This is a genomic window from Streptomyces sp. NPDC033845 (genome assembly GCF_055576225.1).
Map to the genome: position 1 here is coordinate 87,862 of NZ_JBVIRI010000019.1, position 26,683 is coordinate 114,544.

Annotated in this window: 21 protein-coding genes; 14 read left to right on the forward strand and 7 right to left on the reverse strand. The window is 72.6% G+C overall.

Annotation, left to right across the window (positions count from 1 at the left end; translation table 11 throughout):
• The first annotated feature begins 178 nt into the window (after positions 1 to 178).
• Positions 179 to 1,135 carry a bifunctional riboflavin kinase/FAD synthetase gene (locus tag ACZ50K_RS30415; protein ID WP_468908807.1) on the forward strand — a complete coding sequence of 319 codons (957 nt, stop codon included), beginning with the start codon at positions 179 to 181 and terminating at the stop codon, positions 1,133 to 1,135.
• A 67-nt stretch (positions 1,136 to 1,202) separates the two neighbouring features.
• Here the strand turns inward: ACZ50K_RS30415 and ACZ50K_RS30420 are convergent, their stop codons facing one another.
• The 3 genes from ACZ50K_RS30420 to eccE form a co-directional block, all read right to left on the reverse strand.
• The gene (locus ACZ50K_RS30420; protein ID WP_468908810.1) at positions 1,203 to 3,668 is read right to left on the reverse strand and encodes an SCO5717 family growth-regulating ATPase; all 2,466 of its coding nucleotides are present in this window, start codon (positions 3,666 to 3,668) and stop codon (positions 1,203 to 1,205) included.
• A 218-nt stretch (positions 3,669 to 3,886) separates the two neighbouring features.
• Positions 3,887 to 4,654: a hypothetical protein gene (locus ACZ50K_RS30425; protein ID WP_468908813.1), complete on the reverse strand. Its 768-nt coding sequence runs from the start codon at positions 4,652 to 4,654 to the stop codon at positions 3,887 to 3,889.
• Positions 4,651 to 5,934: a type VII secretion protein EccE gene (gene eccE / locus ACZ50K_RS30430; protein ID WP_468908816.1), complete on the reverse strand. Its 1,284-nt coding sequence runs from the start codon at positions 5,932 to 5,934 to the stop codon at positions 4,651 to 4,653. Before eccE ends, ACZ50K_RS30425 begins: the two co-directional genes overlap by 4 nt.
• A 209-nt stretch (positions 5,935 to 6,143) precedes the next feature.
• Between eccE and eccB the strand changes: the two genes are divergently transcribed.
• From eccB to ACZ50K_RS30450, 4 genes are all read left to right on the forward strand, one after another.
• The gene (gene eccB / locus ACZ50K_RS30435) at positions 6,144 to 7,739 is read left to right on the forward strand and encodes a type VII secretion protein EccB (RefSeq protein ID WP_468908819.1); all 1,596 of its coding nucleotides are present in this window, start codon (positions 6,144 to 6,146) and stop codon (positions 7,737 to 7,739) included.
• A 1-nt stretch (position 7,740) separates the two neighbouring features.
• Positions 7,741 to 8,982, forward strand: a complete 1,242-nt coding sequence (mycP, locus tag ACZ50K_RS30440) for a type VII secretion-associated serine protease mycosin (protein WP_468908822.1) — start codon at positions 7,741 to 7,743, stop codon at positions 8,980 to 8,982.
• A 123-nt stretch (positions 8,983 to 9,105) separates the two neighbouring features.
• Complete coding sequence (locus ACZ50K_RS30445; RefSeq protein WP_468908825.1) at positions 9,106 to 9,450, forward strand: WXG100 family type VII secretion target; 345 nt, start codon at positions 9,106 to 9,108, stop codon at positions 9,448 to 9,450.
• A gap of 74 nt (positions 9,451 to 9,524) precedes the next feature.
• The gene (locus ACZ50K_RS30450) at positions 9,525 to 9,833 is read left to right on the forward strand and encodes a WXG100 family type VII secretion target (RefSeq protein ID WP_468908828.1); all 309 of its coding nucleotides are present in this window, start codon (positions 9,525 to 9,527) and stop codon (positions 9,831 to 9,833) included.
• Between the two features lie 87 nt (positions 9,834 to 9,920).
• Here the strand turns inward: ACZ50K_RS30450 and ACZ50K_RS30455 are convergent, their stop codons facing one another.
• Both ACZ50K_RS30455 and eccCa read right to left on the reverse strand, forming a co-directional pair.
• Complete coding sequence (locus tag ACZ50K_RS30455; RefSeq protein ID WP_468908831.1) at positions 9,921 to 10,154, reverse strand: DUF397 domain-containing protein; 234 nt, start codon at positions 10,152 to 10,154, stop codon at positions 9,921 to 9,923.
• An 89-nt stretch (positions 10,155 to 10,243) separates the two neighbouring features.
• Positions 10,244 to 14,212, reverse strand: a complete 3,969-nt coding sequence (gene eccCa / locus ACZ50K_RS30460) for a type VII secretion protein EccCa (RefSeq protein ID WP_468908834.1) — start codon at positions 14,210 to 14,212, stop codon at positions 10,244 to 10,246.
• Between the two features lie 219 nt (positions 14,213 to 14,431).
• Here eccCa and eccD point away from each other — a divergent pair, with 219 nt between their 5' ends.
• The 6 genes from eccD to ACZ50K_RS30490 all read left to right on the forward strand — a co-directional run bounded on the left by eccD (position 14,432) and on the right by ACZ50K_RS30490 (position 21,614).
• Complete coding sequence (eccD, locus tag ACZ50K_RS30465; protein ID WP_468908836.1) at positions 14,432 to 15,985, forward strand: type VII secretion integral membrane protein EccD; 1,554 nt, start codon at positions 14,432 to 14,434, stop codon at positions 15,983 to 15,985.
• A gap of 200 nt (positions 15,986 to 16,185) precedes the next feature.
• Entirely contained in the window at positions 16,186 to 16,473 is a 288-nt protein-coding gene (gene rpsO / locus ACZ50K_RS30470; RefSeq protein ID WP_468908840.1) for a 30S ribosomal protein S15, read from the forward strand.
• A 296-nt stretch (positions 16,474 to 16,769) separates the two neighbouring features.
• Positions 16,770 to 19,001 carry a polyribonucleotide nucleotidyltransferase gene (locus tag ACZ50K_RS30475; protein ID WP_468908876.1) on the forward strand — a complete coding sequence of 744 codons (2,232 nt, stop codon included), beginning with the start codon at positions 16,770 to 16,772 and terminating at the stop codon, positions 18,999 to 19,001.
• The gene (locus tag ACZ50K_RS30480; protein ID WP_468908843.1) at positions 18,998 to 20,377 is read left to right on the forward strand and encodes a M16 family metallopeptidase; all 1,380 of its coding nucleotides are present in this window, start codon (positions 18,998 to 19,000) and stop codon (positions 20,375 to 20,377) included. The genes ACZ50K_RS30475 and ACZ50K_RS30480 overlap by 4 nt, the downstream gene beginning before the upstream one ends.
• Before the next feature lie 28 nt (positions 20,378 to 20,405).
• Positions 20,406 to 21,158, forward strand: a complete 753-nt coding sequence (gene dapB, locus ACZ50K_RS30485; RefSeq protein ID WP_468908845.1) for a 4-hydroxy-tetrahydrodipicolinate reductase — start codon at positions 20,406 to 20,408, stop codon at positions 21,156 to 21,158.
• Between the two features lie 3 nt (positions 21,159 to 21,161).
• Complete coding sequence (locus ACZ50K_RS30490; RefSeq protein WP_468908848.1) at positions 21,162 to 21,614, forward strand: hypothetical protein; 453 nt, start codon at positions 21,162 to 21,164, stop codon at positions 21,612 to 21,614.
• Positions 21,615 to 21,671: 57 nt separating this feature from the next.
• Here the strand turns inward: ACZ50K_RS30490 and ACZ50K_RS30495 are convergent, their stop codons facing one another.
• A complete protein-coding gene (locus ACZ50K_RS30495) occupies positions 21,672 to 22,220 on the reverse strand; it encodes a PH domain-containing protein (RefSeq protein ID WP_468908851.1) in 549 nt (182 codons plus the stop codon).
• A 38-nt stretch (positions 22,221 to 22,258) separates the two neighbouring features.
• A complete protein-coding gene (locus tag ACZ50K_RS30500) occupies positions 22,259 to 22,498 on the reverse strand; it encodes a hypothetical protein (RefSeq protein WP_468908854.1) in 240 nt (79 codons plus the stop codon).
• A gap of 121 nt (positions 22,499 to 22,619) precedes the next feature.
• Between ACZ50K_RS30500 and thyX the strand changes: the two genes are divergently transcribed.
• From thyX to ACZ50K_RS30515, 3 genes are all read left to right on the forward strand, one after another.
• The gene (thyX, locus tag ACZ50K_RS30505) at positions 22,620 to 23,354 is read left to right on the forward strand and encodes an FAD-dependent thymidylate synthase (protein WP_468908856.1); all 735 of its coding nucleotides are present in this window, start codon (positions 22,620 to 22,622) and stop codon (positions 23,352 to 23,354) included.
• 221 nt (positions 23,355 to 23,575) lie between these two features.
• On the forward strand, positions 23,576 to 24,475 hold the full coding sequence (gene dapA, locus ACZ50K_RS30510; protein WP_468908858.1) for a 4-hydroxy-tetrahydrodipicolinate synthase: 900 nt from the start codon (positions 23,576 to 23,578) through the stop codon (positions 24,473 to 24,475).
• A gap of 112 nt (positions 24,476 to 24,587) precedes the next feature.
• Positions 24,588 to 26,273, forward strand: coding sequence for a ribonuclease J (locus tag ACZ50K_RS30515; protein ID WP_468908860.1), 1,686 nt, complete (start codon positions 24,588 to 24,590; stop codon positions 26,271 to 26,273).
• The last annotated feature ends 410 nt before the right edge of the window (positions 26,274 to 26,683 follow it).

Below are 26,683 nucleotides of genomic sequence, written 5' to 3' on the forward strand. Positions count from 1 at the left end.
GTCCGGTGGCCACCGGGTCACCGTCGCCCCCCGCCCCGCGGCACGGGACCGCCCGGCCGGCCCCGGGGCCGCCGGGCCGGGCTTTCCATGCCGATGCGGGGCGCCGCCCGGCGGCATGGCAGTCTTAGACCTGCAATCTCAACTAGGTACACACGGGTTCGGGCGAGGAGCGGTCACAGTGCAGCGCTGGCGTGGCTTGGAGGACATCCCCCAGGACTGGGGACGCAGCGTCGTCACCATCGGCTCCTACGACGGGGTGCACCGGGGCCATCAGCTGATCATCGGACGGGCCGTGGCCTGGGCCCGGGAGCTCGGCGTCCCCGCCGTCGTGGTCACCTTCGACCCGCACCCCAGCGAGGTCGTCCGGCCGGGCAGCCACCCGGCGATGCTGGCCCCGCACCACCGGCGGGCCGAGCTGATGGCCGAACTGGGCGTGGACGCGCTGCTGATCCTGCCGTTCACCGCGGAGTTCTCCCAGCTGTCCCCGGCCGACTTCATCGTCAAGGTGCTCGTCGACAAGCTGCACGCGCGCGGGGTCATCGAGGGCCCCAACTTCCGTTTCGGCCACCGTGCCGCGGGGAACGTCGCGTTCCTCGCCGAGCTCGGCGCCACCTACGACTACCAGGTCGAGGTGCTCGACCTGGTGGTCCGCGGGGAGGCGGGCGGCGGCGAGCCGTTCTCCTCCACCCTGGCCCGCAGGCTGGTCGCCGAGGGCGATATGACGGGCGCCGCCGAGATCCTCGGCCGGCCGCACCGGGTGGAGGGCGTGGTGGTGCGCGGGGCGCAGCGCGGACGCGAGCTCGGCTACCCGACCGCGAACGTGGAGACCCTGCCGCACACCGCGATCCCCGCCGACGGGGTCTACGCGGGCTGGCTCACCGCGGACGGCGAGCGGATGCCGGCCGCCATCTCGGTCGGCACGAACCTGCAGTTCGACGCCACCGAGCGGACCGTGGAGGCGTACGCCATCGACCGGGTCGGACTCGACCTCTACGGGCTGCACGTCACCGTGGACTTCCTGGAGTACGTCCGGGGCATGGCGAAGTTCGAGTCCCTGGAAGGGCTGCTGGAGGCCATCGGCGACGACGTCAAGCGGTCCCGGACGCTCACCGAGAACTACGACGCGGTCCGCTGACCCGCGGACCCGCCCGACGGCGGGGGCCGGTTCCGTCCCCGGGGACGGAACCGGCCCCCGCCGTTTCTCAGTGGCCCTGCCTCGGGTCCTGCGGCCAGCCCTGGCCGGCCGGGGGCTGCTGGGGCCCGCCGTACGGGGGCTGCGGCTGGGGCTGCGGCTGGTAGGGCTGCTGGTACGGCTGCGGCTGGGGCTGCGCCGGGTGTTGCGGCTGGTGCTGGTGCTGGGGCTGCTGGTGCTGCTGCGGGTACGGGGGCTGGGCGCCCCAGTGGCCCTGGGTCTGCTGGGCCCGGATGAAGTCCTCGGCCACCAGCGCCGAGAGGTTGAAGTACGCCTCCCGGGTCTTCGGCCGCATCATGTCGAGGTCCACCTCCGCACCGGCGGCCAGGTGCTCGTCGAAGGGCACCACGACCACCCCGCGGCAGCGGGTCTCGAAGTGCTGCACGATGTCCTCGACCTTGATCGTCTTACCGGTCTCGCGGACCCCGGAGATCACCGTCAGCGAACGGGACACCAGGTCGGCGTAACCGTGCGCGGACAGCCAGTCGAGGGTGGTGCTGGCGCTGGAGGCACCGTCCACCGAAGGCGTCGAGATGATGATCAGCTGATCGGCCAGGTCCAGGACCCCGCGCATCGCGGAGTACAGCAGCCCGGTGCCCGAGTCGGTGAGGATGATCGGGTACTGCCGTCCGAGGGTCTCTATCACCCTCCGGTAGTCCTCGTCGTTGAAGGTGGTCGAGACCGCCGGGTCCACGTCGTTCGCGATGATCTCCAGGCCGGACGGGGCCTGCGAGGTGAACCGCCTGATGTCCATGTAGGAGTTCAGGTACGGGATCGCCTGCACGAGGTCGCGGATGGTGGCACCGGTCTCCCGCCGGACCCGGCGGCCGAGGGTGCCGGCGTCCGGGTTGGCGTCGATGGCCAGGATCTTGTCCTGGCGCTCGGTGGCCAGGGTGGCGCCGAGCGCGGTGGTGGTCGTGGTCTTCCCGACCCCGCCCTTCAGACTGATCACGGCGATCCGGTAGCAGGACATCACCGGGGTGCGGATCAGCTCCAGCTTGCGGCGCCGCTCGGCCTCGGCGGCCTTGCCGCCGAACCGGAACAGCGAACCGCCGCCGCCGGGGCCGCCGGTCCGGCTGCTCTTCGGCTTCTGCTTGTTGCCGCGCAGCAGCCGGTCGGAGGACAGCTCCACCGCGGCCGTGTAGCCGAGCGGCGCCCCGCCGCCCGGGGCCGCCTGGTACCGCGGGTCCTGCGCGCCGGGGCCACCCGGGCCACCGGTCGGCGCGGGGCCGTTCGGTCCCGCCGGTCCACCGGCGGCCATCGGCCCGGCCGACTGCGGCGGAGCGCCCTGCCCGGCGGGGGCGGCGGCCGGGCCGTTGTCCGGGGCCGGGGCCGGGGCCTGGGGCTGGGGCTGGGCCTGGGGCTGCGGCCAGTGGCCGCCCGCCCGGGGATCGCCCTGCGGAACCCCCTGCTGCGGAACCCCCTGACCGGCCGGCGGGCCCGCCCAGCCCGGGCCCGGCTGCGGCAGGCCGAACTGCGGCTGCGGCTGCTGGGACCCGTATCCGGGCTGCGCGGGCGGCAGACCGTACTCCTGGGGCGGGTTCGGCTGGTGCTGCTGGTGCGAGGGCGCCTCCGGGTGGGCCGGCGGGAAGCCGTACCCCTGCGGGGGAGCCTGCTGTTCCGGGGCCGGGGCGTGTGCCTGGGCCTCCTGGGCGGGGGAGTCCGGCCGGGCCGGGGGGAACCCGTAGCCGTCCGGTTGCGGCTCGGCCGCGTCCTGCGTGGCGGCCGGCGGGAAGCCGTAGCCGTCCGGGCGGACGGCGGGCCGGGCGTCCTCGGGTTCGGCGGAGGCCTCGGGCACGGGGGCGGACGCCGTCGGCTCCGGTACCGGGACCCCGGCGGGCGGGGTGGCCGTGTAGCCCGGGGGCACCGAGTCCATCGGCTCCGGGGTCCCCGGTTCGGGTGAACCCGCCGCCGGAGCGGCCGCCCCTGCGGCCTCGGCCACCGGAACCACCGGAGTGGGCTCGGGCCGGGGCTCGACCGGCGGGACCGCCCCGAACGGCGGGGCCGGCGGGGCGGCGGGCGCCTGCGGGTACGCGGGGTACGGGGATGCCGGCGCCACGGGCTCCGCCGGGGCGGCCGACGGGGCAGCCGGGCCAGGCTCCGGCGCCGCGGGCTCGGCCGGATACCCGGCCGGGGCGGCGGCCCCGGAGGCCCCGGAGGCCCCGGAGGCCCCGGAGGCCCCGGAAGTCCCCTCCCGCGGTACTCCGAAGCCGGAGCCCTCCGGGGCCGCCGGGCCCGTTCCGTACGGGGAGGGGGCCGGGGCGGCGGGCGGCGCGGCCGCCGGGCGGTGCGGTTCGAAACCGCTGCCGGCCGGCAGCTCGGGCACCACGGGCGGGGTCGGCGCGCTCTGCGTGTACCAGGCCGGCGGCGTGTAGTCGATGGTGAACTCGCCCGTCAGCTCGGGCTCCGCGTCGGACTGATCGTCCGTCGGGACGTCCCACGCCCCGTCGCGGCTCTCGTTCCGATCGCCGTTCACTCGAATGTCCTCCTGGTCTGGTCGGGCCCCGGGGCCCGTCTCGCCGGTCGTCGGGCCTCCCACCACATCCCGGAAGGGCGCGGGCGGCTTCATGGCACCCTACGCCGGGGGCCGGTCCGACCCCGAAGCGCTTCCGCCCCCGGTACCCGGCGGCCCTGTCGGCGCCGAGCCCACGACCAGCCTAATGGCGTACCGGCCGCACACCGGGGCCGCACCCGCTAGTCGATCCGGCGGGCGGTGCCGAGCAGCCCCGTCTCCCCTTCGGTGCCCTGGGTCATGACGAACTGTCGGTCCCGGGGGGTGCACCACAGGGTCACCCCGTCGCCGAGGGTCGGCAGCGACTCCACCGCGGGCGCGGGCAGGTGCATCAGCCGGCCGATCCGCTCGGCCTCGTCGGGGGAGACCCGCTGGACGCCGACCAGGGCCGAGTTCTGCAGCAGCCGGGGGGCCGTCGGGCTCAGATAGGGGAGCAGGGTGAGGACCGACTGCCAGGGTCCGGCCACCACCCGGCCGCGCGGCGGCCGCATCCCGCAGTCGCGGACCACCAGAACCGGGCTGCCCGCCGAGGCGCCCTGCGGCGGCACCCGGCCCACGTCGTGCAGGGTCACACAGGGCTGCCCGCCGCCCGCCGCCTGGGCCAGCGCCGACCACACCTGGGCGCGGCCGGTCTCCACGGCCACCCGGGCCCCGGTCGCCGCCGCCCGCAGGGCCAGCACCTGGGCCGTCCACAGGCCGCCGATCAGGGTGACCTCGTACGCCGTGGGGCGGTTGATGCCGAGCACCGCCGGCCGGCCCTCGGCGTCCACCCCGATCACGACCCCGTCGTCGCCGACCGGCACGGCCAGGCCGTCGAGTTCCTCCGCCGCCAGGACGTGCCGCTCCCGGCGCGGGCCGATCAGCCCGAAGCCGGTCCGGCCGGCCGCACCGCCGCGCGCACCCCGGTCAGCCGTCCCGGCCGTCCAGGCCGTTCCACCCGTCCCGCTCATCGGGCCCCTCCCAGCGGCAGCGAGGCCAGCAGCCCCGGCAGTTGCTCACGGTCCAGCCGGACCAGTCCGGTCCGGATCCCGCGGGCGGTGCGCTCCAGTTCCCGGCGGGCCGTCACCAGCTCCTCCTCGCTGCGCCCGGTGACCCGGACGTGCCCGGTCAGGGCGACCCCCTGCCGGTCGGCCGGGGCCATCGTCAGACTGAAGTTGGTGGCCAGTGCGGGCAGCGAGGTCAGCAGGGCCACGAACTGGGTGAGCGGGGCGGCGGGGCCGCCGAGCTGGGGCCAGCGCCCGATCCAGTAGGTGGTGTGCCGCCGGTCGTCGCACCGCCAGGTCCGCGCGGTCTCCTCGGTGCGCCGCCCGGTGCTCGCCGACCGGCCGGCCTGGGTGATGGCCATCGGGTTGGCGCAGGTGGAGGTGGCCAGGGCGGCCGTCAGCTCCTGCTCGGTGAGCACGGTGGCCCGGAAACCGGCCCCGGTCAGCCGGCTGGCCAGCTGGTCGGCGACCCGCACCACACAGCGCTGGGCGCCCGCCATCCCGCCGCCGCGCGCGGTCACCGCCTCCGGGCAGAGCTCCGGGTCGAGTTTGAGCGCCACCCAGGTGAGCCGCACCGCCGGACTGCCCGTCCGGGCCTGCAGCGGGGCGTAGTTGCGGGTGGCCATCGACTGGGCGGGCAGGTGCGGGGCGGGGGCCGGCTGGGTGTGCTGCACCAGCTGCGCCGACTCCAGCCTGATCCCGTCCACTTCGAGGACCTCGCGGACCAGCCCGAGGGGCAGCGGGCGGGCGGCCCGGTCGGGGCGCAGCGCCGTCGCGTCCATGTCGACCTGGACCACCACGGTCAGGAAGGTGCCGTCGCCGATCATGCCGACCGGCCGCCGGTCGCGGTCGCTGAAGGTGTAGGTGCGCAGGGCCGGATCGGCCTCGACCACCGGGGCCAGCCCCGGTTCCACCCCGGCCGGCGGGACCTGGGCGGCGGCCCGGCGGCGCCGGGCGCGCAGCCCCAGCGCGGTGCCGATCCACTCGGGCAGCGAGCGCTGGTGGCGGCGTACCACCGCGAGGACCAGCAGGACGGCGGCGACCGCGCCGGCCGGCACCAGGAGCAGCGGATCTGTCACCCAGGCGACCAGCAGCAGGGCGGCCGCGACCTGGAGGAGCGCCAGTTGTTGCAATCGGAACGGGCCGAACCGCCCCGGTCCGGACCTCGGATGCGGGCTCACCCCGGACCCGGCCCCGCGGGCCGGTGCCGTTCCGGCCGCCGCCCGTCGTTCCGTTGCGATGGCCATCGCCCGGACACCTCCCCAACACGCCCCGGCCGGGCCTGAAAAGCCCGGATCGCCCCGTACCAAAGCCCTTGAGCCGCACGGAGCGGCGGCCTCACCCTACCCGCCCCCCGGGTGCCCCTGGGCAACAGGCATAGTAGGTGGCCGGTCCGACGATCGAGGCCCGGGGACCGTACCCACCGACCGGGCCGGGCGGGGAGAAGCAGGCGGCCATGGCATCGCGACGTGATGAGCTCAACGCGTACACCTTTGCGAAGCGGCGTACGGTGGCCGCGTTCCTCCAGCCTTCGGCCACCGGCACCGAGGAGGGGGCCCCGCGCCCGCTGCGGGCGGTGGTGCCCTCGCTGGTGGTCGCCCTCGTGGTCCTCGCGGGCTTCGGCGCCTGGGGGCTGATCAAACCGCAGGCCCCCAAGGACTGGGACGCCCCCGGCACCCGGGTGATCGTCGGCAAGGAGTCGACGACCCGGTACGTGGTCCTGAACACCGACGGCCAGCCGCGGCTGCACCCGGTGCTCAACCTGGCCTCGGCCCGACTGCTGCTGGATCCGGGCAAGTTCCAGGTGATCCAGGTCGCCGACAAGACCCTGGACCGGGGCAAGCCGCCGCGCGGCCCCATCATCGGCATCCCCTACGCCCCCGACCGGCTGCCGTCCGCCAAGGACGCCGGCACCGCCAAGCGGTGGGCGGTCTGCCAGCAGCCCGGCGGCAACGGCAAGGGGGTGCAGACCGCCACGTTCGTGCTGGCCGAGCGGGAGGCCGGGCTGATGGACGGCGGGATGCGGCTCGACGACGGCGAGGCCCTCTACGTCCAGGCGAAGACCCGCGGCGCCGACGGCCGGGAGAGCACCACCCGCTATCTGGTGGACGCCCAGGGCGTGAAGTACCGGTTCCCGGAGAAGGCCGCCGGGGCGGGGACGCTGACCACCGCGCTGGTGGGCAGCGGCCGGCCGCAGCAGGTCACCCGGCAGTGGCTGGACACCCTCGCCTCGGGGGAGGACCTGGCCTTCCCGAAGGTGGCGGGCCGGCCCGGGGAGGACGCCGGGGTGGAGGGCCTCAGCACCGAGGACAACCGGGTCGGGATGGTGCTGCTGGCCAACACCGGCTCCGGACCGCAGCACTACGTGGTGCAGCCGGGGAAGGTGTCCCGGGTCTCCTCGTTCACCGCCTGGCTGCTGGTGCACGCGCCCGGCAGCGAGCGGCTCAACATGAACGGCCGGCCCAAGGAGGTCGACCTCCAGTCCCTCCCGCTGGACGGCAGCCAGTTCGGCGAGAAGAAGCGCTGGCCCAGGACGAAGACCCAGCAGGTCAACAGCGGCACCACCGGCACCACCGGCTCCGCCGGCACCCCGGGCGGGTCGCGCGCCACCGTCTGCAACGTGCTGCGCTCGGTGGACGGGCAGGGCCGCGCCACCCTGAGCACCTGGGCGGGCCCGGCCTTCCCGGTGGACATCTCGGCCAGCGGCACCAGCGCGTACGTCACCCCCGGGACGGGGCTGCTGTACACCCAGTTCCAGGGCCGGCGGGCCGAGGGCGGCGGGTCGCTGTTCCTGGTGACCGACACCGGGCTGCGGTACGCGGTGCAGGCCAACGGCGACAGCGACGCCGGGCGCTCGGACATCGGGGCGGCCTCCCCGGAACCCGGCGCGGCGGAGGGCGGCCAGGACGCCCCGCCGGAGGCCAGCCAGGCCCAGGCACGGCTCGGCTACAAGGACGTGGCCCCGGCACTGGTGCCCATCGCCTGGTCGGAGTTCCTGTCCAAGGGGCCCCGGCTGGACACCAACGCCGCCCGCCAGCCGCAGGGTTCCTGAGATGGCCGGCAGCGGGCGGGGCGTGCTCCCCGCCGTACTGGTCCTTGCCGCGGCCCTCGGCACCACGGGGGCGGCGGCCCCCGGCACGGCCCCCGACAGCGTGCCCCGCACGGCCCCGCGGGCGCTGCTGGGCCCGGACGGCGCCGGCGAGTGCACCTTCCCGATGCGGAAGCAGATCGCCGGCCGGCCCTGGGCGCTCCAGCGGCTGCTGCTCGACGAACTGTGGGCCGGGGGCAAGGGCAAGGGGGTGCGGGTGGCGGTCGTCGACACCGGGGTGGACCGGGTCAACCGGCAGCTCAGCGGTGCCCTCGACATCGGGGCCGGCAAGGACTTCATCGACACCAAGGGCGACGGCACCAAGGACACGGTCGGCCACGGCACCAAGGTCGCGGGACTGATCGCGGCCCGTCCCCGCACGGGCACCGGGTTCGTGGGGCTGGCCCCCGAGGCCACCATCATCCCGATCCGGCAGAACGACGGCCAGGGCAAGGGGAACGCGGACACCCTCGCCAAGGCCATCGACCACGCGCTCGCCAAGGGCGCCCACATCATCAACGTCTCGCAGGACACCGATCTGCCGATGGCCGAGTCCTCCGTGCTCGGCCGGGCCGTCGCGCGGGCGGTGGACAAGGGCGTGCTGATCGTCGCCTCGGCCGGCAACGAGGGCCTCGACGGCCGCAAGGGCTCCACCTATCCCGCGGCCTTCCCCGGAGTGCTGGCCGTGGGCGCCTCCGACCGCAACAACGAGCGGGCGGCCTTCTCCCAGCCCGGCAGCTTCGTCTCGGTGGCGGCCCCCGGCGTGGACATGGTGTCCACGGTGCCGGGGGACGGCCAGTGCGTGGACAACGGCACCAGCTTCTCCGCCCCCTACGTCGCCGGGGTCGCGGCCCTGCTCAAGGGCCGGCACCCGGACTGGACCCCGCAGGAGATCGTCTGGCAGATCCAGCAGACCGCCGAGCGCTCGGTCAACGGCCGCGACGACTACGTGGGATGGGGGGTGGTCGACCCGGTGCGCGCGGTCGGCCAGGACCACGAGCGGCCCCGGCCGCCGGTCGCCGACCCGGGCCCGCCGCCGGCCGCCGCCCCGGAGCCGGCCGCGATGCCGACGGCGGAGACCGCGCAGCAGCGCCAGGAGCGGCTGGGCACCTACGCGCTGGGCATCGGGGGCGTGGCGATCGCCGTGATCGCGGGCGCGGCCACGGTCGTCCGGGATGCCCGGAACCGCCGACGCCGTTTGCAGTGAACGTCACGGTTCGCCCACGGCACCCCCCGGCCGGTGTTGGGCCCGGAGGATGAACTGACTAGAGTGACAACAGCCTTCACGACTGTGACCGGGGAACGTGAGTAAAGAAGTGAGGAGCTTCGGATGAGCAACCCTGCAGGTGGATTCGGACTCGCCGACGATCCGATCGTCCAGGCGAAGAACAAGATCAACACGACGGGCAACGCCGTCAGCAACCAGGCCCGCGAACTGGCCGACATCCTGGCCACCGTGAGCGCCGGCTGGACCGGTTCCGGTGCCGCCGGGTTCACCCAGGCGCAGACCATGGTGAACGAGGACCACGACGCGATCCGCCGGCTGCTCGGCGTGCTGCACCACGCCGTGGCCGAGACCAAGAACCTCAGCAACGCCCAGGACGACGAGGTCCGCGCCGCGTTCAGCAGCGTCCAGGCGCAGAGCGCCAACTCGTCCGGTCTCAACTCGATCTGAGCGTCCGGGCATCCGACGGCTCGTCACCCCACACCACCAGGCCGGTTCCCCCGGCCGGCGTTAAGGAGAAGAACATGTCCGGTGCCGATGGCGCCATGCGGGTCCGGTACGAGAGCGTCCAGGAGATGGCGAACCGCCTCCGGGCCGTCTCCAAGAAGATCGTCGACGACCTCACGGAGATGGACCAGGCACTGAAGGTCGTCACCGACACCTGGGACGGCGAGGCGCACGCCCAGTACATCCAGCTCCAGGCCAAGTACAAGGGCCGCGCCGAGCACATGCGCGACACCCTGGAGAACGTCGCCAAGATCATCGAGCAGGGCAAGGGCGACTACCGCGCCACCGACGTCCGGGCCTCGCGCCTGTTCACCGAGGCCTTCTGAGCCCGGTCGCGGACGAACCGACACCAAGGGGGCGCACCCGCACGGGTGCGCCCCCTTCGTGTCCTGACCGGCCCGGCCGGCCGCGGGCTACGCGATGTCGAACTCCCCGTCCCTGGCCCCCAGCACGAAGGCCTCCCACTCGGCCGCCGTGTACCGCAGCACCGTCTCCCGGTCCAGCGAGGACCGCATGGCCACCCCGCCGCCCGGCAGGTGCGCGATCTCCACCCGCTCCTCCTCGGCGCTGGTCCCGGGCGGGCCCTCCCACTCCACCCCGCTGATGTCCAGCGCGTAGAGCTCGTCCTTCTCCGACTGCGTGCCCATGGGCGGCCTTTCCCTCGGTGGTGCGCGTCCACCACCGATTATCGGCCCACGGACGCCCGCCCGTGGGCCTCTTGCCACATCCCGGCCCGCTACAGCCCGGGCAGCCGGCCCAGCTGCACCAGCGAGGTCCCCCGCTTGCGGGAGGCGAAGTACCCCCGGCCCGGCGGCATCGGCCGCGGCCGGACACCGCCCACCAGATCGCCCTCCGACGGATCCCCGGACAGCACCAGGCCCTGCGCGCCCAGCTCCTTGATCCGCTGCATGAACGGCTCGTACATGGACCGCGAGGCGCCCGCCGAGTTCCGGGCGATGACGAAGCGGACCCCGGTGTCCCGGGCGAACGGCAGGTAGTCCACCAGCGGCGCCAGCGGATTGCCCCCGCTGGTGGCCACCAGGTCGTAGTCGTCGACGATGATGAACACGTCCGGGCCGGTCCACCAGCTGCGGTCCCGCAGCTGCTGCGGGGTGACGTCGTCCGGCGGCTGCCGGCGCGCGAACACCCCGGCCAGCGCCTCCATGTGCGTCTGCATCGAGCTCGCCATCGGCGCGTACTCCAGCAGGTGCTCCTCCGGCAGCGCCCCCAGCAGGGTCCGCCGGTAGTCGGCCACCACCAGCCGCGCCTGGTCCGGGGTGTAGCGCTCGGCGATCCGCTGCGCGATCAGCCGCAGCAGGTTCGTCTTCCCGGACTCGCTCTCCCCGAACACCAGCAGGAACGGATCCGTCCCGAAGTCCACGAACACCGGCTCCAGAGCCGTCTCGTCGATCCCGATCGCGATCCCGCGCTCCGGGAACTCGGCCCCCTTGGGCAGCTGTTCGGCGTGCAGCAGCCGCGGCAGCAGCCGCACCCCGGGCGCCGCCGGCCCCGACCAGCCGGACCGCACCGCCGCCACGAACGCGGCCGTGGCCTCCGACAGGTCGTGCGCCTCGTGCGAACCGTCGATCCGCGGCAGCGCGCCCAGGAAGTGCAGCTTCTCCGCCACCTGGCCCCGGCCCGGCATGCCCGGCGGCACGTTCGCGGCGACCTTCCGGTCGAACTCCGAGTCCATGACGTCGCCCAGCCGCAGCTCCAGCCGGCCCAGCATCTGGTCCTTCAGGGCCGACCGCACCTCCATGTACCGGGCCGCGGTGATCACCACATGGATGCCGTAGCCCAGACCGCGGCCGGCGATGTCGGTGACCACCGGCTCCAGGCCCTCGTACTCGGAGCGGAAGCCGCCCCAGCCGTCGATCACCAGGAACACGTCGCCGAAGGGCTCCCCGGGCAGCTCCCCGGCCGCCCGCCGGCGCCGGTAGGTCGCGATGGAGTCGATCCCGTTCGCCCGGAAGAACTCCTCCCGCCGGTTCAGGATCCCGCCCACCTCGGCGACCGTGCGCCGCACCCGCTCCGGGTCCAGCCGGGAGGCGATCCCGCCCACGTGCGGCAGCTCCTGCACCGCGGACAGCCCGCCGCCGCCGAAGTCCAGCCCGTAGAACTGCACCTCGCGCGGGGTGTGGGTGAGCGCGAACGCGGCGATCAGCGTCCGCATCAGCGTGGACTTGCCCGACTGCGGACCGCCCACCACCATCATGTGGCCGGCCGCCCCCGAGAAGTCCCGGTAGAGCACCTCGCGCCGCTGCTCGAACGGCTTGTCGATCAGACCCAGCGGCACCACCAGCCCGCCCGGCCGGGTGTACCCGTCCGCGTGCAGCCCGCGCGCCTCCCCGGTCGCCAGCGCCGGAAGCAGCTGGTCCAGCGGCGGGGCCTGGTCCAGCGGCGGCAGCCACACCTGGTGCGCGGGCACCCCCTGGCCCTCCAGCCGGCCCACGATCACGTCCAGCACCGTGTCCGCCAGCGCGTCGTCCTCCCGGGCCGCCGCCGAGGCGGCCAGGTACGCCGGGTCCGGGGCCGCGTACACCACCGGCACCGGGGCCGCCGTGAACAGCGCCGGCCGCCGCTCCACCGGGAACCGGCCCACCGACAGGTCCGGGCCGCCCGACCGGTAGGTGCCCGACACGTACGCCGCCTTGAAGCGGGTCATCTCGTCCGTGCCGAACTTCAGGTAGCCCGAACCCGGCACCGACGGCAGGTGGTAGGCGTCCGGCACCCCGATCGCGGTCCGCGACTCCGCCGCCGAGAAGGTCCGCAGACCGATCCGGTACGACAGATAGGTGTCCAGCCCCCGCAGCTTGCCCTCCTCCAGCCGCTGCGAGGCCAGCAGCAGGTGCACGCCCAGCGACCGGCCGATCCGGCCGATCTGGATGAACATGTCGATGAAGTCCGGCTTCGCCGTCAGCAGTTCGGAGAACTCGTCGATCACCAGCACCAGCGAGGCCAGCGGCTCCAGCGGGGCGCCCGCCGCCCGCGCCTTCTCGTAGTCGTGGATGTTGGCGTAGTTGCCGGCCGACCGCAGCAGCTCCTGCCGCCGCTGGAGCTCACCCCGGATCGAGTCGCCCATCCGGTCCACCAGCGTCAGGTCGTCCGCCAGGTTGGTGATCACCGCCGCCACGTGCGGCATCTGCGACATCCCGGTGAAGGTCGCACCGCCCTTGAAGTCCGCCAGGACGAAGTTCAGCGTCTCCGAGGTGTGCGTGACCGCCAGCCCCAGCACCAGCGTCCGCAGCAGCTCCGACTTCCCGGAACCGGTCGCACCCACACAGAGCCCGTGCGGCCCCATGCCCTCCTGCGCCGCCTCCTTCAGGTCCAGCATCACCGGACCGCCGTCCTCGCCGACCCCGATCGGCACCCGCAGCCGCTCGCCCGCCGACCGCGGCCGCCAGGTCCGCGCCACGTCGATGGAACCCGCGTCCCCCAGGTTCAGCAGGTCCGTGAAGTCCAGGTTGGCCAGCAGCGGTTCGTCCTCGTCGCCGCCGCCGGTCCGCAACGGCGCCAGCTGCCGGGCCAGCGCCTCCGCGGCCGGCAGCGACAGCACGTCCGGCACGCCCTCGTACGCGACCCCGCCGCCCGACTCCAGCCGCAGCCGGCCCGGACGCACCACCACCGACAGCCCGCCCCGCGGCTCGTCCAGCTCACCGGCCACCACCTCCACGATGGTGACGCCCTGCAGACCCTCCGCCGCCGCGAACACCGAGTCCGCCGGCACCAGTCCGCCGCGCGAGTTCGCGTCCAGCACCAGCACCACGTGCGGCTGGTCCAGCACCGGGGACACGTCCCGGGAGAACCGGGGCCGCCCCTCCAGCCGGCCCGCCAGCAACCCCTCCACCTCGGACAGGTCGTCACCGAACAGCCGCCTGGTGCCCGCCCCGTCCACCTGCCCCGGAACCTGGCAGTGCGGAAGCCACTTCACGAAGTCCCACTCCGGCACCGCTCCCGGCGCCGCCACCACGGCCACCAGCAGGTCCTCGGGGGAGTGCAGGGTCGCCAGCTGGGCCACCAGGGCCCGCGCCGCCCCGCGCGCCGACCCCGGCTCCCCGGACACCGTCACGTGGTAGAACGCCCGCATCGACACCGCCACCGGCAGCCCGTCCAGCGAGGAGTGGATCCGCAGGAACCGCTGCATCGCCCCCGCGGCCAGCGGCTCCAGCTCGTCCACCGGCGCCGTCTCCGGCGCCACCAGCGGGGTCGCCAGCCGCTGCGCGCCCAGCCCCAGCCGGGCCTGCCCGAAGTCCGCGTCGCCGACCCGCCGCTCCCACAGCCGCGAACCCTCCGCCACCACCGACCACAACTGCTCCGGCGCCGGGTGCAGGTACAGCTGCGCGTCCCGCTGCACCCGCGCCGTCCGCCGCACCTGACGGCGGGTCTGGGCCAGGTACTTCAGGTAGTCCCGGCGGACGTCCGCCATTTGCCCCTGCGTACCGCGCCGGTGCCGCACGATCTGCGCGACCACCATGGCCACCGTCGAGACCAGCATCAGCACGCCCATGATCTTCATGAACGGCATCCCGGTCGGCATGAAGAAGAACACCGCCGAGGAGCCCATGCCGAGCATCGGCAGGAGCTGCATCGCCATGCCCTCCTGCTGCCCCCGCGGAAGCTCCGGAGGAGCCTCCAGCCTCAGCTCGTCCGAAGGGACTTCGGGCGGCAGGGACCGTGGCGGGCGTTTGACGACGATCTGGCTCACCGGAGCACCAATCCCTCGAAAACGGACGGGACGTCGCTGCCGGCGCCCCCAAGTCCCGGACACGGAGGGGGTCTCCTCCGCGCGACGGTGATCCTACTTGCCGACAGTCACGCATACTCCGGGTAGGGTGTCGCGGGCATCGCCCGCGCACCGTGCGCAACCGCGAACGCGGCCGCGGGCCAGCCGAGAACCAGCACGCCAACCACGGGGGTCACACAGGTGAGTACGGCCGCAACCACGGGTTTCTGCCGGGTCACCGTCGTGGCCCCGGACAGCCGCATCGACGTAGCCCTCCCCGAGGACATCGCCGTCGCCGACGTCTACCCCGAACTGCTCCGGCTCACCGGCCAGACCCAGCCCGTCGGCGCCCCCACCGGCTACCACCTGGTCCGCCGCGACGGCTCCGTCCTCGACGGCGCCCGCACCCTCGCCGCCCAGACCGTCCTGGACGGAGAGGTCCTCAGCCTCCGCCCGTTCGCCGAGTCCCTGCCGCCCGCCGTCTTCGACGACGTCTCCGACGCCGTCGCCGCCGCCGTGGTCCGCGACCGGCACCGCTGGAGCGAGGACATGCTCCGCGCCGCCGGCCTCACCGCCGCCGCGGTCCTCCTCGTCCTCCTCGGCCTCGTCCTCTGGTACGCCGACCCCGTCCGGCACGACATGCACGCGCTGCCCGGGATCATCGCCGGCTCCGTCGGACTGCTCCTCACCGCCGCCGCCGGAGTCCGCGCCCGCGTCTACCGCGACCGCGGCTCCGCCGTCGCCCTCGGACTCGGCGCCCTCCCGCTGCTGCTCATCGCCGGCTCCGGGATCATCGCCCCCGAAGCCGGCGAGGGGCCCGGCCGGCTCCAGTTCCTGCTCGGCTGCGTCTGCGTCCTGGTCGCCTCGGTGGCCCTGGTCGCCCTCACCCCCAGCGGCGACGCCCCCTTCGTGGCCGCCACCTTCCTCGCCGTCACCGGCACCCTCGCCACCTTCCTGGCCATCGTCACCGAGGCCACCGCCACCCGCACCGCCGCCGTCTGCGCCCCCGTCGCCATCGCCCTGGTCGCCTTCCTCCCCGCCCTCTCCGCCCGCTTCGCCCGGCTGCCCATCGGCTACGCCGCCCCGCACAGCGCCACCGAGGAGTACGAGAGCCCCGACCGCCAGGACCACCGCTACGGCACCCGCACCGGCCGGCAGACCACCCCCTACCAGGACCCGGCCGCCCCCTACCAGGACCCCGCCGCGGAAACCCCCGAGCACACCGCCCCGCTCGACGCCGAACTGATCGCCGCCCAGGCCCGCCGCGGCCACGAGATGCTCCTCGGCCTGGTCGGCGGCTGCGCCGCCGTCGCCGTCGGCTCCGCCGCCGTCCTCGGCTTCTCCGACAACACCTGGGGCCGGCTCCTCGCCCTGGCCACCGGCCTCGCCATGCTGCTGCGCGCCCGGCTCTTCCGCTACACCTCCCAGGTGGTCTGCGCCCTCGCCGCCGGCCTCGCCGCCCTCGCCCTGCTGGTCCTCGGCCTCGCCCTCAACCCGCCCCACGAGCTGGTCGCCGAACTCGCCGAGCACGGCCACAGCGGCGGACTCGACCTGCGCACCATCTGGCTGTCCGCCGCCGTCGCGGCCGGCGCCGCCCTGGTCGCCGCCATCGGGCTGGTCATCCCCAGCAAGGGACTGTCACCCTTCTGGGGGAGGCTCCTCGACCTCACCGAGGCCGCCGTCCTGCTCAGCCTGATCCCGCTGGCCCTCGCGGTCCTCGACCTCTACTCCCGGGCCCGCTCGCTCACCAGCTGAGACGGCCCGCCCCGGCACCCTGGTACGCTGTGTGACGGTCGTCTGTGCTCGCACCCCCACGCCGCGCCGGGAATCGCGCGGCGAATCCGCGAGGAATCACGGGAGGAAGCACCGACGGACCCGTCTCCCGAGTCACGGAAGCTCCCCAGAGATGCAGACCTGGGGCACTCGGAGACACCGCTCACTCACGAGGAGTACACGTGTCGCTCGACACCGCCACGAAGAAGCAGATCATCGCCGAGTTCGGCCAGAAGGAGGGCGACACCGGCTCCCCCGAGGTTCAGGTCGCCATGCTCTCCCGCCGCATCTCGGACCTGACCGAGCACCTCAAGGCCCACAAGCACGACCACCACTCCCGTCGTGGTCTGCTGATCCTGGTCGGCCAGCGCCGCCGCCTGCTGCAGTACCTGGCCAAGAAGGACATCCAGCGCTTCCGCGCGCTGGTCGAGCGCCTCGGCATCCGCCGCGGTGCCGCCGGCGCCAAGTAACACGCTGATGAGGGAGCGGTTCCCACACCGACGGGGACCGCTCCCTTTGCCGTACGTGCGGGACGTACCGGACGCTTTGTAGTCTGGTCGCAGCACGGAAGACGCACGCACAACTGAAGAGGGGAAGCGCCCTCCCTTCCGCACGCCGGTCCTCGGTAGTGGCATCCGGAGAGCCCGTACGGGCCCCGTCCCGGCTGCTTCGATCGAAGACCGGCCCGCACCCAAGGCGCGCTTCTCCGAAACCGTCCACACCACACGGGTGGAGGACGGAGACGACGAAAATGGAGAGAACGCTAGTGGAGAACGAGACCCACTACGCCGAGGCCGTCATCGACAACGGCTCCTTCGGCACCCGCACCATCCGCTTCGAGACCGGCCGTCTGGCCCGTCAGGCCGGCGGCTCCGCCGTGGCCTACCTGGACGACGACACCATGGTGATGTCCGCCACCACCGCGTCCAAGAAGCCCAAGGACCAGCTCGACTTCTTCCCCCTCACGGTGGACGTCGAGGAGCGGATGTACGCCGCCGGCCGCATCCCCGGCTCCTTCTTCCGCCGCGAGGGCCGCCCCTCCGAGGACGCCATCCTCACCTGCCGCCTGATCGACCGCCCGCTGCGCCCGTCCTTCAAGAAGGGCCTGCGCAACGAGATCCAGGTCGTCGCCACGGTCATGGCGCTCAACCCCGACCACCTGTACGACGTCGTCGCGATCAACGCCGCGTCCGCGTCCACCCAGCTGGCCGGCCTGCCCTTCTCCGGCCCGGTCGGCGGCGTCCGCGTCGCGCTGATCCGCGGCCAGTGGGTCGCCTTCCCGACGCACACCGAGCTCGAGGACGCCGTCTTCGACATGGTGGTCGCCGGTCGCGCCCTGGAGGACGGCGACGTCGCCATCATGATGGTCGAGGCCGAGGCCACCGAGCGCACCATCCAGCTTGTCAAGGGCGGCGCCGAGGCGCCGACCGAGGAGATCGTCGCGGCCGGCCTCGAAGCCGCCAAGCCGTTCATCAAGGTCCTCTGCAAGGCCCAGTCCGACCTCGCCGCCAAGGCCGCCAAGCCCACCGGCGAGTTCCCCGTCTTCCTGGACTACCAGGACGACGTCTACGCGGCCCTCTCCGACGCCGTCCGCGGCGAGCTCGCCCAGGCGCTCACCATCGCCGGCAAGCAGGACCGTGAGACCGAGCTGGACCGCATCAAGGAGATCGCCGCCGGCAAGCTCCTCCCGGCCTTCGAGGGCCGCGAGAAGGAGATCTCCGCCGCCTACCGCTCCCTGACCAAGGCCCTGGTGCGCGAGCGCGTCATCAAGGACAAGGTCCGCATCGACGGCCGCGGCGTCACGGACATCCGTACGCTGGCCGCCGAGGTCGAGGCGATCCCGCGGGTCCACGGCTCCGCCCTGTTCGAGCGCGGCGAGACCCAGATCCTGGGCATCACCACCCTCAACATGCTCCGCATGGAGCAGCAGCTGGACACCCTCTCCCCGGTGACCCGCAAGCGCTACATGCACAACTACATCTTCCCGCCGTACTCCGTCGGCGAGACCGGCCGCGTCGGCGCCCCCAAGCGCCGCGAGATCGGCCACGGCGCCCTGGCCGAGCGCGCGCTCGTCCCGGTGCTGCCCACCCGCGAGGAGTTCCCCTACGCGATCCGCCAGGTGTCCGAGGCCCTCGGCTCCAACGGATCCACCTCCATGGGCTCCGTCTGCGCCTCCACCATGTCGCTGCTGAACGCCGGTGTGCCCCTCAAGGCCCCCGTCGCCGGCATCGCCATGGGCCTGATCTCCCAGGAGATCGAGGGCGAGACCCACTACGTCACCCTCACCGACATCCTCGGTGCGGAGGACGCCTTCGGCGACATGGACTTCAAGGTCGCCGGCACCAAGGAGTTCGTCACCGCCCTCCAGCTCGACACCAAGCTGGACGGCATCCCGGCCTCCGTCCTGGCCGCGGCCCTCAAGCAGGCCCGCGACGCCCGCCTCCACATCCTCGACGTGATGATGGAAGCGATCGACACCCCGGACGAGATGTCCCCCAACGCCCCGCGGATCATCACCGTCAAGATCCCCGTGGACAAGATCGGCGAGGTCATCGGCCCCAAGGGCAAGATGATCAACCAGATCCAGGAGGACACCGGCGCCGAGATCACGATCGAGGACGACGGCACCATCTACATCGGTGCCGCCGACGGCCCGGCCGCCGAGGCCGCCCGCGCCACGATCAACGGCATCGCCAACCCGACCATGCCGGAGGTCGGCGAGCGCTACCTGGGCACGGTCGTCAAGACCACCACCTTCGGTGCCTTCGTCTCCCTGCTCCCGGGCAAGGACGGCCTGCTGCACATCTCGCAGATCCGCAAGCTCGCCGGTGGCAAGCGCGTGGAGAACGTCGAGGACGTGCTCGCGGTCGGCACCAAGGTCCAGGTCGAGATCGCCGAGATCGACCAGCGCGGCAAGCTCTCCCTGATCCCCGTGATCGACGGCGAAGCGGCCGGCGACGACGCGGACGCGGACGCCGCCGGGGGCACCGAGAAGTGAGCTCCCGTAGTTCCCGTGCGACGGCCCGCCCCTCTTCGGAGGGGCGGGCCGTCGCCCGTACCCAAACCCTCCTCAAGGGCCAGAACGGCATCGGCACCGTCCGCCGCACCGTCCTCCCCGGCGGACTCCGCGTCGTCACCGAGACGCTGCCCTCCGTCCGCTCCGCCACCTTCGGGATCTGGGTCAACGTCGGCTCCCGTGACGAGACCCCCACCCTCAACGGCGCCACGCACTACCTGGAGCACCTCCTCTTCAAGGGCACCCGCAAGCGGACCGCCCTCGACATCTCCTCCGCCATCGACGCGGTCGGCGGGGAGATGAACGCCTTCACGGCGAAGGAGTACACCTGCTACTACGCGCGGGTCCTCGACACCGACCTGCCGCTGGCCATCGACGTGGTCTGCGACATGCTCACCGGCTCCCTCATCGAGGAGTCCGACGTCGACGCCGAACGCGGGGTCATCCTCGAAGAGATCGCCATGACCGAGGACGACCCCGGCGACATGGTCCACGACCTCTTCGCCCAGACCATGTTCGGCGACAGCCCGCTGGGCCGCCCCGTCCTCGGCACCGTGGACACCATCAACGCCCTCACCCGGGACCAGATCGCCCGCTTCTACCGGAAGCACTACGACCCCACCCACCTGGTCGTCGCCGCCGCCGGCAACGTCGACCACGCCAAGGTCGTCCGCCAGGTCCGCGCCGCCTTCGAGAAGGCCGGCGCCCTCGGCCGCACCGACGCCGTGCCCACCGCACCCCGCGGCGGCACCAAGCGGTTGCGCACCGCCGGCCGGGTCGACCTGGTCGACCGCAGGACCGAGCAGGCCCACGTGGTCCTCGGCATGCCCGGCCTGGCCCGCACCGACGACCGCCGCTGGGCCCTGGGCGTCCTCAACACCGCCCTCGGCGGCGGCATGTCCTCCCGCCTCTTCCAGGAGGTCCGGGAGAAGCGCGGCCTGGCCTACAGCGTGTACTCGTACACCTCCGGCTTCGCCGACACCGGACTCTTCGGGGTCTACGCCGGCTGCCGCCCCAGCCAGGTCCACGACGTGCTGCGGATCTGCCGGGACGAGCTCGACAAGGTCGCCTCCGACGGGCTCACCGACGAGGAGATCCGGCGGGCCGTCGGCCAGCTGTCCGGCTCCACCGTCCTGGGCCTGGAGGACACCGGCGCCCTGATGAACCGCATCGGCAAGAGCGAGCTGTGCTGGGGCACCCAGATGTCCGTCGACGAGATGCTCGCCGGCATCGCCGCGGTGACCCCGGACGAGGTCCGCGCCGTGGCACAGGATGTACTGGCCCAGCGGCCCTCCCTCTCGGTGATCGGCCCGCTCAAGGAGAAGCAGGCCGCCCGCCTCGACGAAGTGGTCGGCTGAGTCCGTACGGAACGAAGGAAGCGAAGGCATGAGTAAGCTGCGCGTGGCGGTCATCGGGGCCCGGGGCCGCATCGGCTCCGAGGCGGTCAAGGCCGTCGAGGCCGCCGAGGACATGGAACTGGTCGCCGCCCTGTCCCGCGGTGACGACCTCGACGCCCTGGCCGCGGCCGGCGCCCAGGTCGCCGTCGAGCTGACCACCCCCGCCTCGGTGATGGACAACCTCGACTACTGCGTCCGCCACGGCATCCACGCGGTGGTCGGCACCACCGGGTGGAACGAGGACCGCCTCGCGCAGCTGGACGGCTGGCTCGCCGCCTCCCCGGAGACCGGTGTGCTCATCGCCCCCAACTTCTCCATCGGCGCCGTCCTCACCATGAGGTTCGCTGCCCAGGCCGCCCGCTACTTCGACTCCGTCGAGGTCGTGGAACTGCACCACCCGAACAAGGTCGACGCCCCCTCCGGCACCGCCACCCGCACCGCCCAGCTGATCGCCGAGGCCCGGTCGAAGGCAGGCTGCGCCCCGCAGCCCGACGCCACGGCCACCGCCCTCGACGGCGCCCGCGGCGCGGACGTGGACGGGATCCCGGTGCACGCGATCCGTCTGCGCGGCCTGCTGGCCCACCAGGAGGTGCTGCTCGGCGGCGAGGGCGAGACCCTGACGATCCGCCACGACTCCCTGCACCACAGCAGCTTCATGCCGGGCATCCTGCTCGGCGCACGCCGCGTGACGCGGACCCCGGGCCTCACCTTCGGCCTGGAACACTTCCTCGACCTGGGCTGACAGATGCGCGCGAAGATCATGTACCTGTTCACGGCCGCCGTGCTGGCCGTGTACTTCGTCCTGGCCGGCGGGCGGGGCCTGGCCCTGATCCGGATCGGCACCCCGCTCACCGTCCTCTTCGGGGTGATGGTGCTGATCCTGCCGGTCATCGGCGGCTGGTTCCTCTGGATGAACACCAAGTTCGTCCGCAGGGCCCACCGGCTCTCCACCGAGCTGGAGGCCGAGGGCGGGCTGCCCGTCGACGAGCTGGCCCGGGACGAGTACGGCCGGATCCTGAAGGACTCCGCCGACGAGGTCTTCGCCCGCCGCAAGGCCGAGACCGAGGACGCGCCGGGGGACTGGCGCACCTGGTACCGGCTCGCGGTGGCCTACCACGACGCCCGCGACACCCCGCGGGCCCGCAAGGCCATGCAGCGGGCCATCGCCCTGCACGACAGGAAGCCCGTACGGGCCTGAGGGGAACCGCTCCCCCCAGGTCCCGCACGGGCTTCCTGCAAAGGTCCTCCGGGGCCCTCAGCGGGCCGCCACCGGCCGGTACTCCGCCGCCCAGGCCTCCACCGTGTCCGCGGCCCGTTCGAAGGCCTCCGCGCGCGCCAGGAAGTCCGGGCTGTGGTCGGTGAGCAGTATCGCCACCCGGCGGCCGTCCTGGCCGTCCACCACCAGCGCCTGCCCCTGCACCGTCCGCGGCAGCCCCAGCCAGCGCACCGGCTGCTGGACCGTGCGGACCACCGCGATCTTCCGCCAGGCCACCGAGCGGGTCCCGAAGAACCCGACCCGGCGCAGACCCGAGCTGCTGACCCAGACCCCGGCGCGCAGCATCCGGCCGGTGGCGCCGACCACGGCGAGCGCGGCGGCCAGGCAGAAGGCCGCGCCGGTCCACTCCCCGGCGAAGGCGATGATCATCGTGGCGAGCAGCATGAACGAGGCGACCAGCAGCAGCACCGCGCCGATGGCGACCCGCCAGGGACCCGGCCGGTAGGGCCGGCGCCAGCGTTCGTGGTCCTCGTGGGGCAGCGCGATGTCGCTGTCGTCCGGCTCGGCCGTCAGGAAGGGCAGGGGCACGGCTGGTCCTCACTCATTTGCACAACGGCGGGCGGCCGTCAGCGTCCCTCGGAGGCCTCGGACTGCTGGGCCTTCTCGGGCGCCTTGTGCGGCTGCAGTGCGGGCATGCCGAAGAGGAGCGAGCCGACGAGCCCCGCCACCACGGTCAGTCCGACCAGGGTACGGGCGGCGAGCTGGGTCCTGCTCAGGCGCTCCGGTGGAGGTGGAGTGACGTTACTGCGGAAGCGGTCTGCCTCGGCGACGAAGGCGAACGGGACGGGCTCGCGCCGGCGGAACATGTCGGGCCTCACTCCTCAGGATGTCAGGACGTTGCACCCTGTAGGACGCACGGGGGGCGCCAGAGGTGCCGCATTTCGCCGATATGGTGTCCGGGACTTTTGAACGACCTGGAAGGACCTCGTGAGCGACACCCCCGAGCTGAAGATCGACTTCCGGAGCGACGTGACCGTCGAGCTGGTGAAGTCCGCGGCCTCCGACTCCGACGTGCTGTGGGCCGCCCGGGTCTCCACCGCCGGAGAACAGTCCCTGGAGGAGCTCCAGAAGGACCCCGAGCGCTCCAAGGGCCTGATCAACTACCTGATGCGGGACCGCCACGGCAGCCCCTTCGAGCACAACTCGATGACCTTCTTCGTCAGCGCGCCGATCTTCGTGTTCCGGGAGTTCATGCGGCACCGGGTCGGCTGGTCCTACAACGAGGAGTCGGGCCGCTACCGGGAGCTCCAGCCGGTCTTCTACGTGCCGGGCGCCGACCGCAAGCTGGTCCAGGAGGGCCGCCCGGGCAAGTACGTCTTCGTCGAGGGCACCGAGGCCCAGACGGAGCTGACCGCCAAGGTCATGGAGGACTCGTACCGCCAGGCCTACGCCTCGTACCAGGAGATGTTGGCGGCGGGCGTGGCCAGGGAGGTTGCCCGTTCGGTCCTGCCGGTCGGTCTTTTCTCCTCGATGTACGCCACCTGCAACGCGCGCTCGCTGATGCACTTCCTCGGACTGCGCACCCAGCACGAGCTGGCGGCGGTGCCGTCCTTCCCGCAGCGGGAGATCGAGATGGTCGGCGAGAAGATGGAGGAGCACTGGGCGCGGCTGATGCCGCTGACCTACGCGGCCTTCAACACCAACGGCCGGGTGGCTCCGTAACCGCATCCGTGCGGATGTCCGAAGCCCCCGACCGAAGTGTCCGTATTGCGACGTTTCGCGAAGTTCATCTAGGCTGATCAAACGGACCCGGCACTGCTTGAACCCCCGAGCAGGCAGTGCCGGGCTCCTCACCCCGCCGACGTACCCCGGACGTCCACGGACGTACTCCGACGTGCCCCCAAGGGGACACCGAGAGCATGGCAGCGAGTAGCGTGTTACCCATGGCTCCGATCTCGACTCCGCAGACCCCCTTCGGGCGGGTCCTCACCGCCATGATCACGCCCTTCACGGCGGATGGCGCACTCGACCTCGACGGCGCGCAGCGGCTCGCCGTCCACCTGGTGGACGCAGGCAACGACGGCCTGATCATCAACGGGACCACCGGCGAGTCCCCGACCACCACCGACGCGGAGAAAACCGACCTCGTACGAGCCGTACTCGAAGCGGTCGGAGACCGCGCCCACGTGGTGGCCGGCATCGGCACCAACGACACCCGCCACAGCATCGAGCTCGCCCGCGAGGCCGAGCGCACCGGCGCACACGGCCTCCTGGCCGTCACGCCCTACTACAACAAGCCCCCCCAGGAGGGCCTGTACCAGCACTTCTCGGCGATCGCCGACGCCACCGGCCTGCCGGTCATGCTGTACGACATCCCCGGCCGCAGCGGCGTCCCGATCAACACCGAGACCCTGGTCCGGCTCGCCGAGCACCCCCGGATCGTCGCGAACAAGGACGCCAAGGGCGACCTCGGCCGCGCCAGCTGGGCCATCGCCCAGAGCGGCCTGGCCTGGTACTCCGGCGACGACATGCTCAACCTTCCGCTGCTGTCGGTCGGCGCGGTCGGCTTCGTCTCGGTGGTCGGCCACGTGGTCAGCCCCGAGCTCCGCTCCCTGCTGGAGGCCCACCTCGGCGGCGACGTGCAGAAGGCCACCGAGATCCACCAGAAGCTGCTCCCCGTGTTCACCGGCATGTTCCGCACCCAGGGAGTCATGACCACCAAGGCGGCGCTGGCCCTCCAGGGCCTGCCCGCCGGCCCGCTGCGGCTGCCCATGATCGGCCTGACCGCGGAAGAGACCGCGCAGCTCAAGATCGATCTTGCCGCCGGCGGGGTACAGCTCTGACAACGGACTTCACAACTGAACAAGCACCATCCACACAGACAACGGCAAGTGCACGAATGTCATGCGCGCCACGTGCCCAGAGGTGCGTGGCGCGTGTGGTGAGGAGAGACTTTTGAGCCATCCGCATCCCGAACTCGGCGCCCCGCCGAAGCTCCCCAAGGGCGGCCTCCGGGTCACCCCGCTGGGCGGCCTCGGCGAGATCGGCCGGAACATGACCGTCTTCGAGTTCGACGGCCGCCTGCTGATCGTCGACTGCGGCGTCCTCTTCCCCGAGGAGGAGCAGCCGGGCATCGACCTGATCCTGCCGGACTTCTCGTCCATCAGGGACCGCCTCGACCAGATCGACGGCATCGTCCTGACCCATGGGCACGAGGACCACATCGGCGCCGTCCCCTACCTCCTCCGGGAGAAGCCGGACATCCCGCTGATCGGTTCCAAGCTGACCCTCGCGCTGATCGAGGCGAAGCTCCAGGAGCACCGCATCCGCCCCTACACCCTTGAGGTGAAGGAGGGCGACCGCGAGCGCCTCGGCAACTTCGACTGCGAGTTCATCGCCGTCAACCACTCCATCCCGGACGCCCTGGCCGTCGCGATCCGCACCCCCGCGGGCCTCGTCGTCGCCACCGGCGACTTCAAGATGGACCAGCTGCCGCTGGACAACCGCCTCACGGACCTGCACGCCTTCGCGCGACTGAGCGAGGAGGGCATCGACCTGCTGCTCTCGGACTCGACGAACGCCGAGGTCCCGGGCTTCGTCCCGCCGGAGCGCGACATCTCCAACGCCATCCGCGGAGTCTTCGCGGGTGCCCAGAAGCGGATCATCGTGGCCTCGTTCGCGAGCCATGTGCACCGCATCCAGCAGATCCTGGACGCCGCCCACGAGTACGGCCGCCGGGTCGCCTTCGTCGGCCGCTCCATGGTCCGCAACATGGGCATCGCCCGTGACCTGGGCTACCTCCGGGTCCCGGCCGGCCTGATCGTCGACGTCAAGACCCTCGACGACCTGCCGGACGACGAGGTCGTGCTGGTCTGCACCGGATCCCAGGGCGAGCCGATGGCCGCCCTGTCCCGGATGGCCAACCGCGACCACCAGATCCGGATCGTCCCCGGCGACACCGTGATCCTGGCGTCCTCGCTGATCCCCGGCAACGAGAACGCGGTCTACCGCGTGATCAACGGCCTGACCCGCTGGGGCGCGAACGTGGTCCACAAGGGCAACGCCAAGGTCCACGTCTCGGGCCACGCCTCGGCCGGCGAGCTGCTGTACTTCTACAACATCTGCAAGCCGCGGAACCTGATGCCGGTCCACGGCGAATGGCGCCACCTGCGCGCCAACGCCGAGCTCGGCGCCCTGACGGGGGTCCCCAAGGACCACATCGTCATCGCCGAGGACGGCGTGGTCGTCGACCTGATCGACGGCCGGGCCCGGATCACCGGCAAGGTCCAGGCCGGCTACGTCTACGTGGACGGCCTCTCGGTCGGCGATGTCACCGAGGTCCACCTCAAGGACCGCAAGATCCTCGGGGACGAGGGCATCATCTCGGTCTTCGTGGTGGTCGACAGCACCACCGGCAAGGTCGTGGGCGGCCCGAACATCAACGCCCGGGGCTCCGGCATCGAGGACTCCGCCTTCACCGCGGTGCTCCCGAAGATCGAGGAGGCCATCGCCAAGGCCGCCTCGGACGGGGTCGCCGAACCGCACCAGCTGCAGCAGCTCATCCGCCGCGTGCTGGGCAAGTGGGTCTCCGACGGCTACCGCCGGCGCCCGATGATCCTCCCGGTCGTCGTCGAGGTCTGACCCTCGCCGTAGCGACCACACCGGAGCGGGGCAACCGGATTTGCGTCCGGGGGCCCCGCTCCGCTAAGTTGACGTCTCCCACCCCAGCAAGGACCCGAGCACACACCTGTGCCCGAACCGGTCGCGCGCCGGGTGGGAATTCGGACCGGGGAAACCTGATATGGTCTGAACCGCCCGAAAGGGAAAGGCCCCCAACGGCCATCGGAATTCAATTCCACTGATTGCGACTTTCGAGAAGCGGTCGGAACGGAAAACGGATCTGGTAAGGTTGGAACCGCCGGAAAGGGAAACGCGAAAGCGAGAACCTGGAAAGCGCCGAGGAAATCGGGTCCGAAAAGATCTGATAGAGTCGGAAACGCAAGAACGAAGGAAGCGCCCGGAGGAAAGCCCGCGAGGGTCAGTACAAAGGA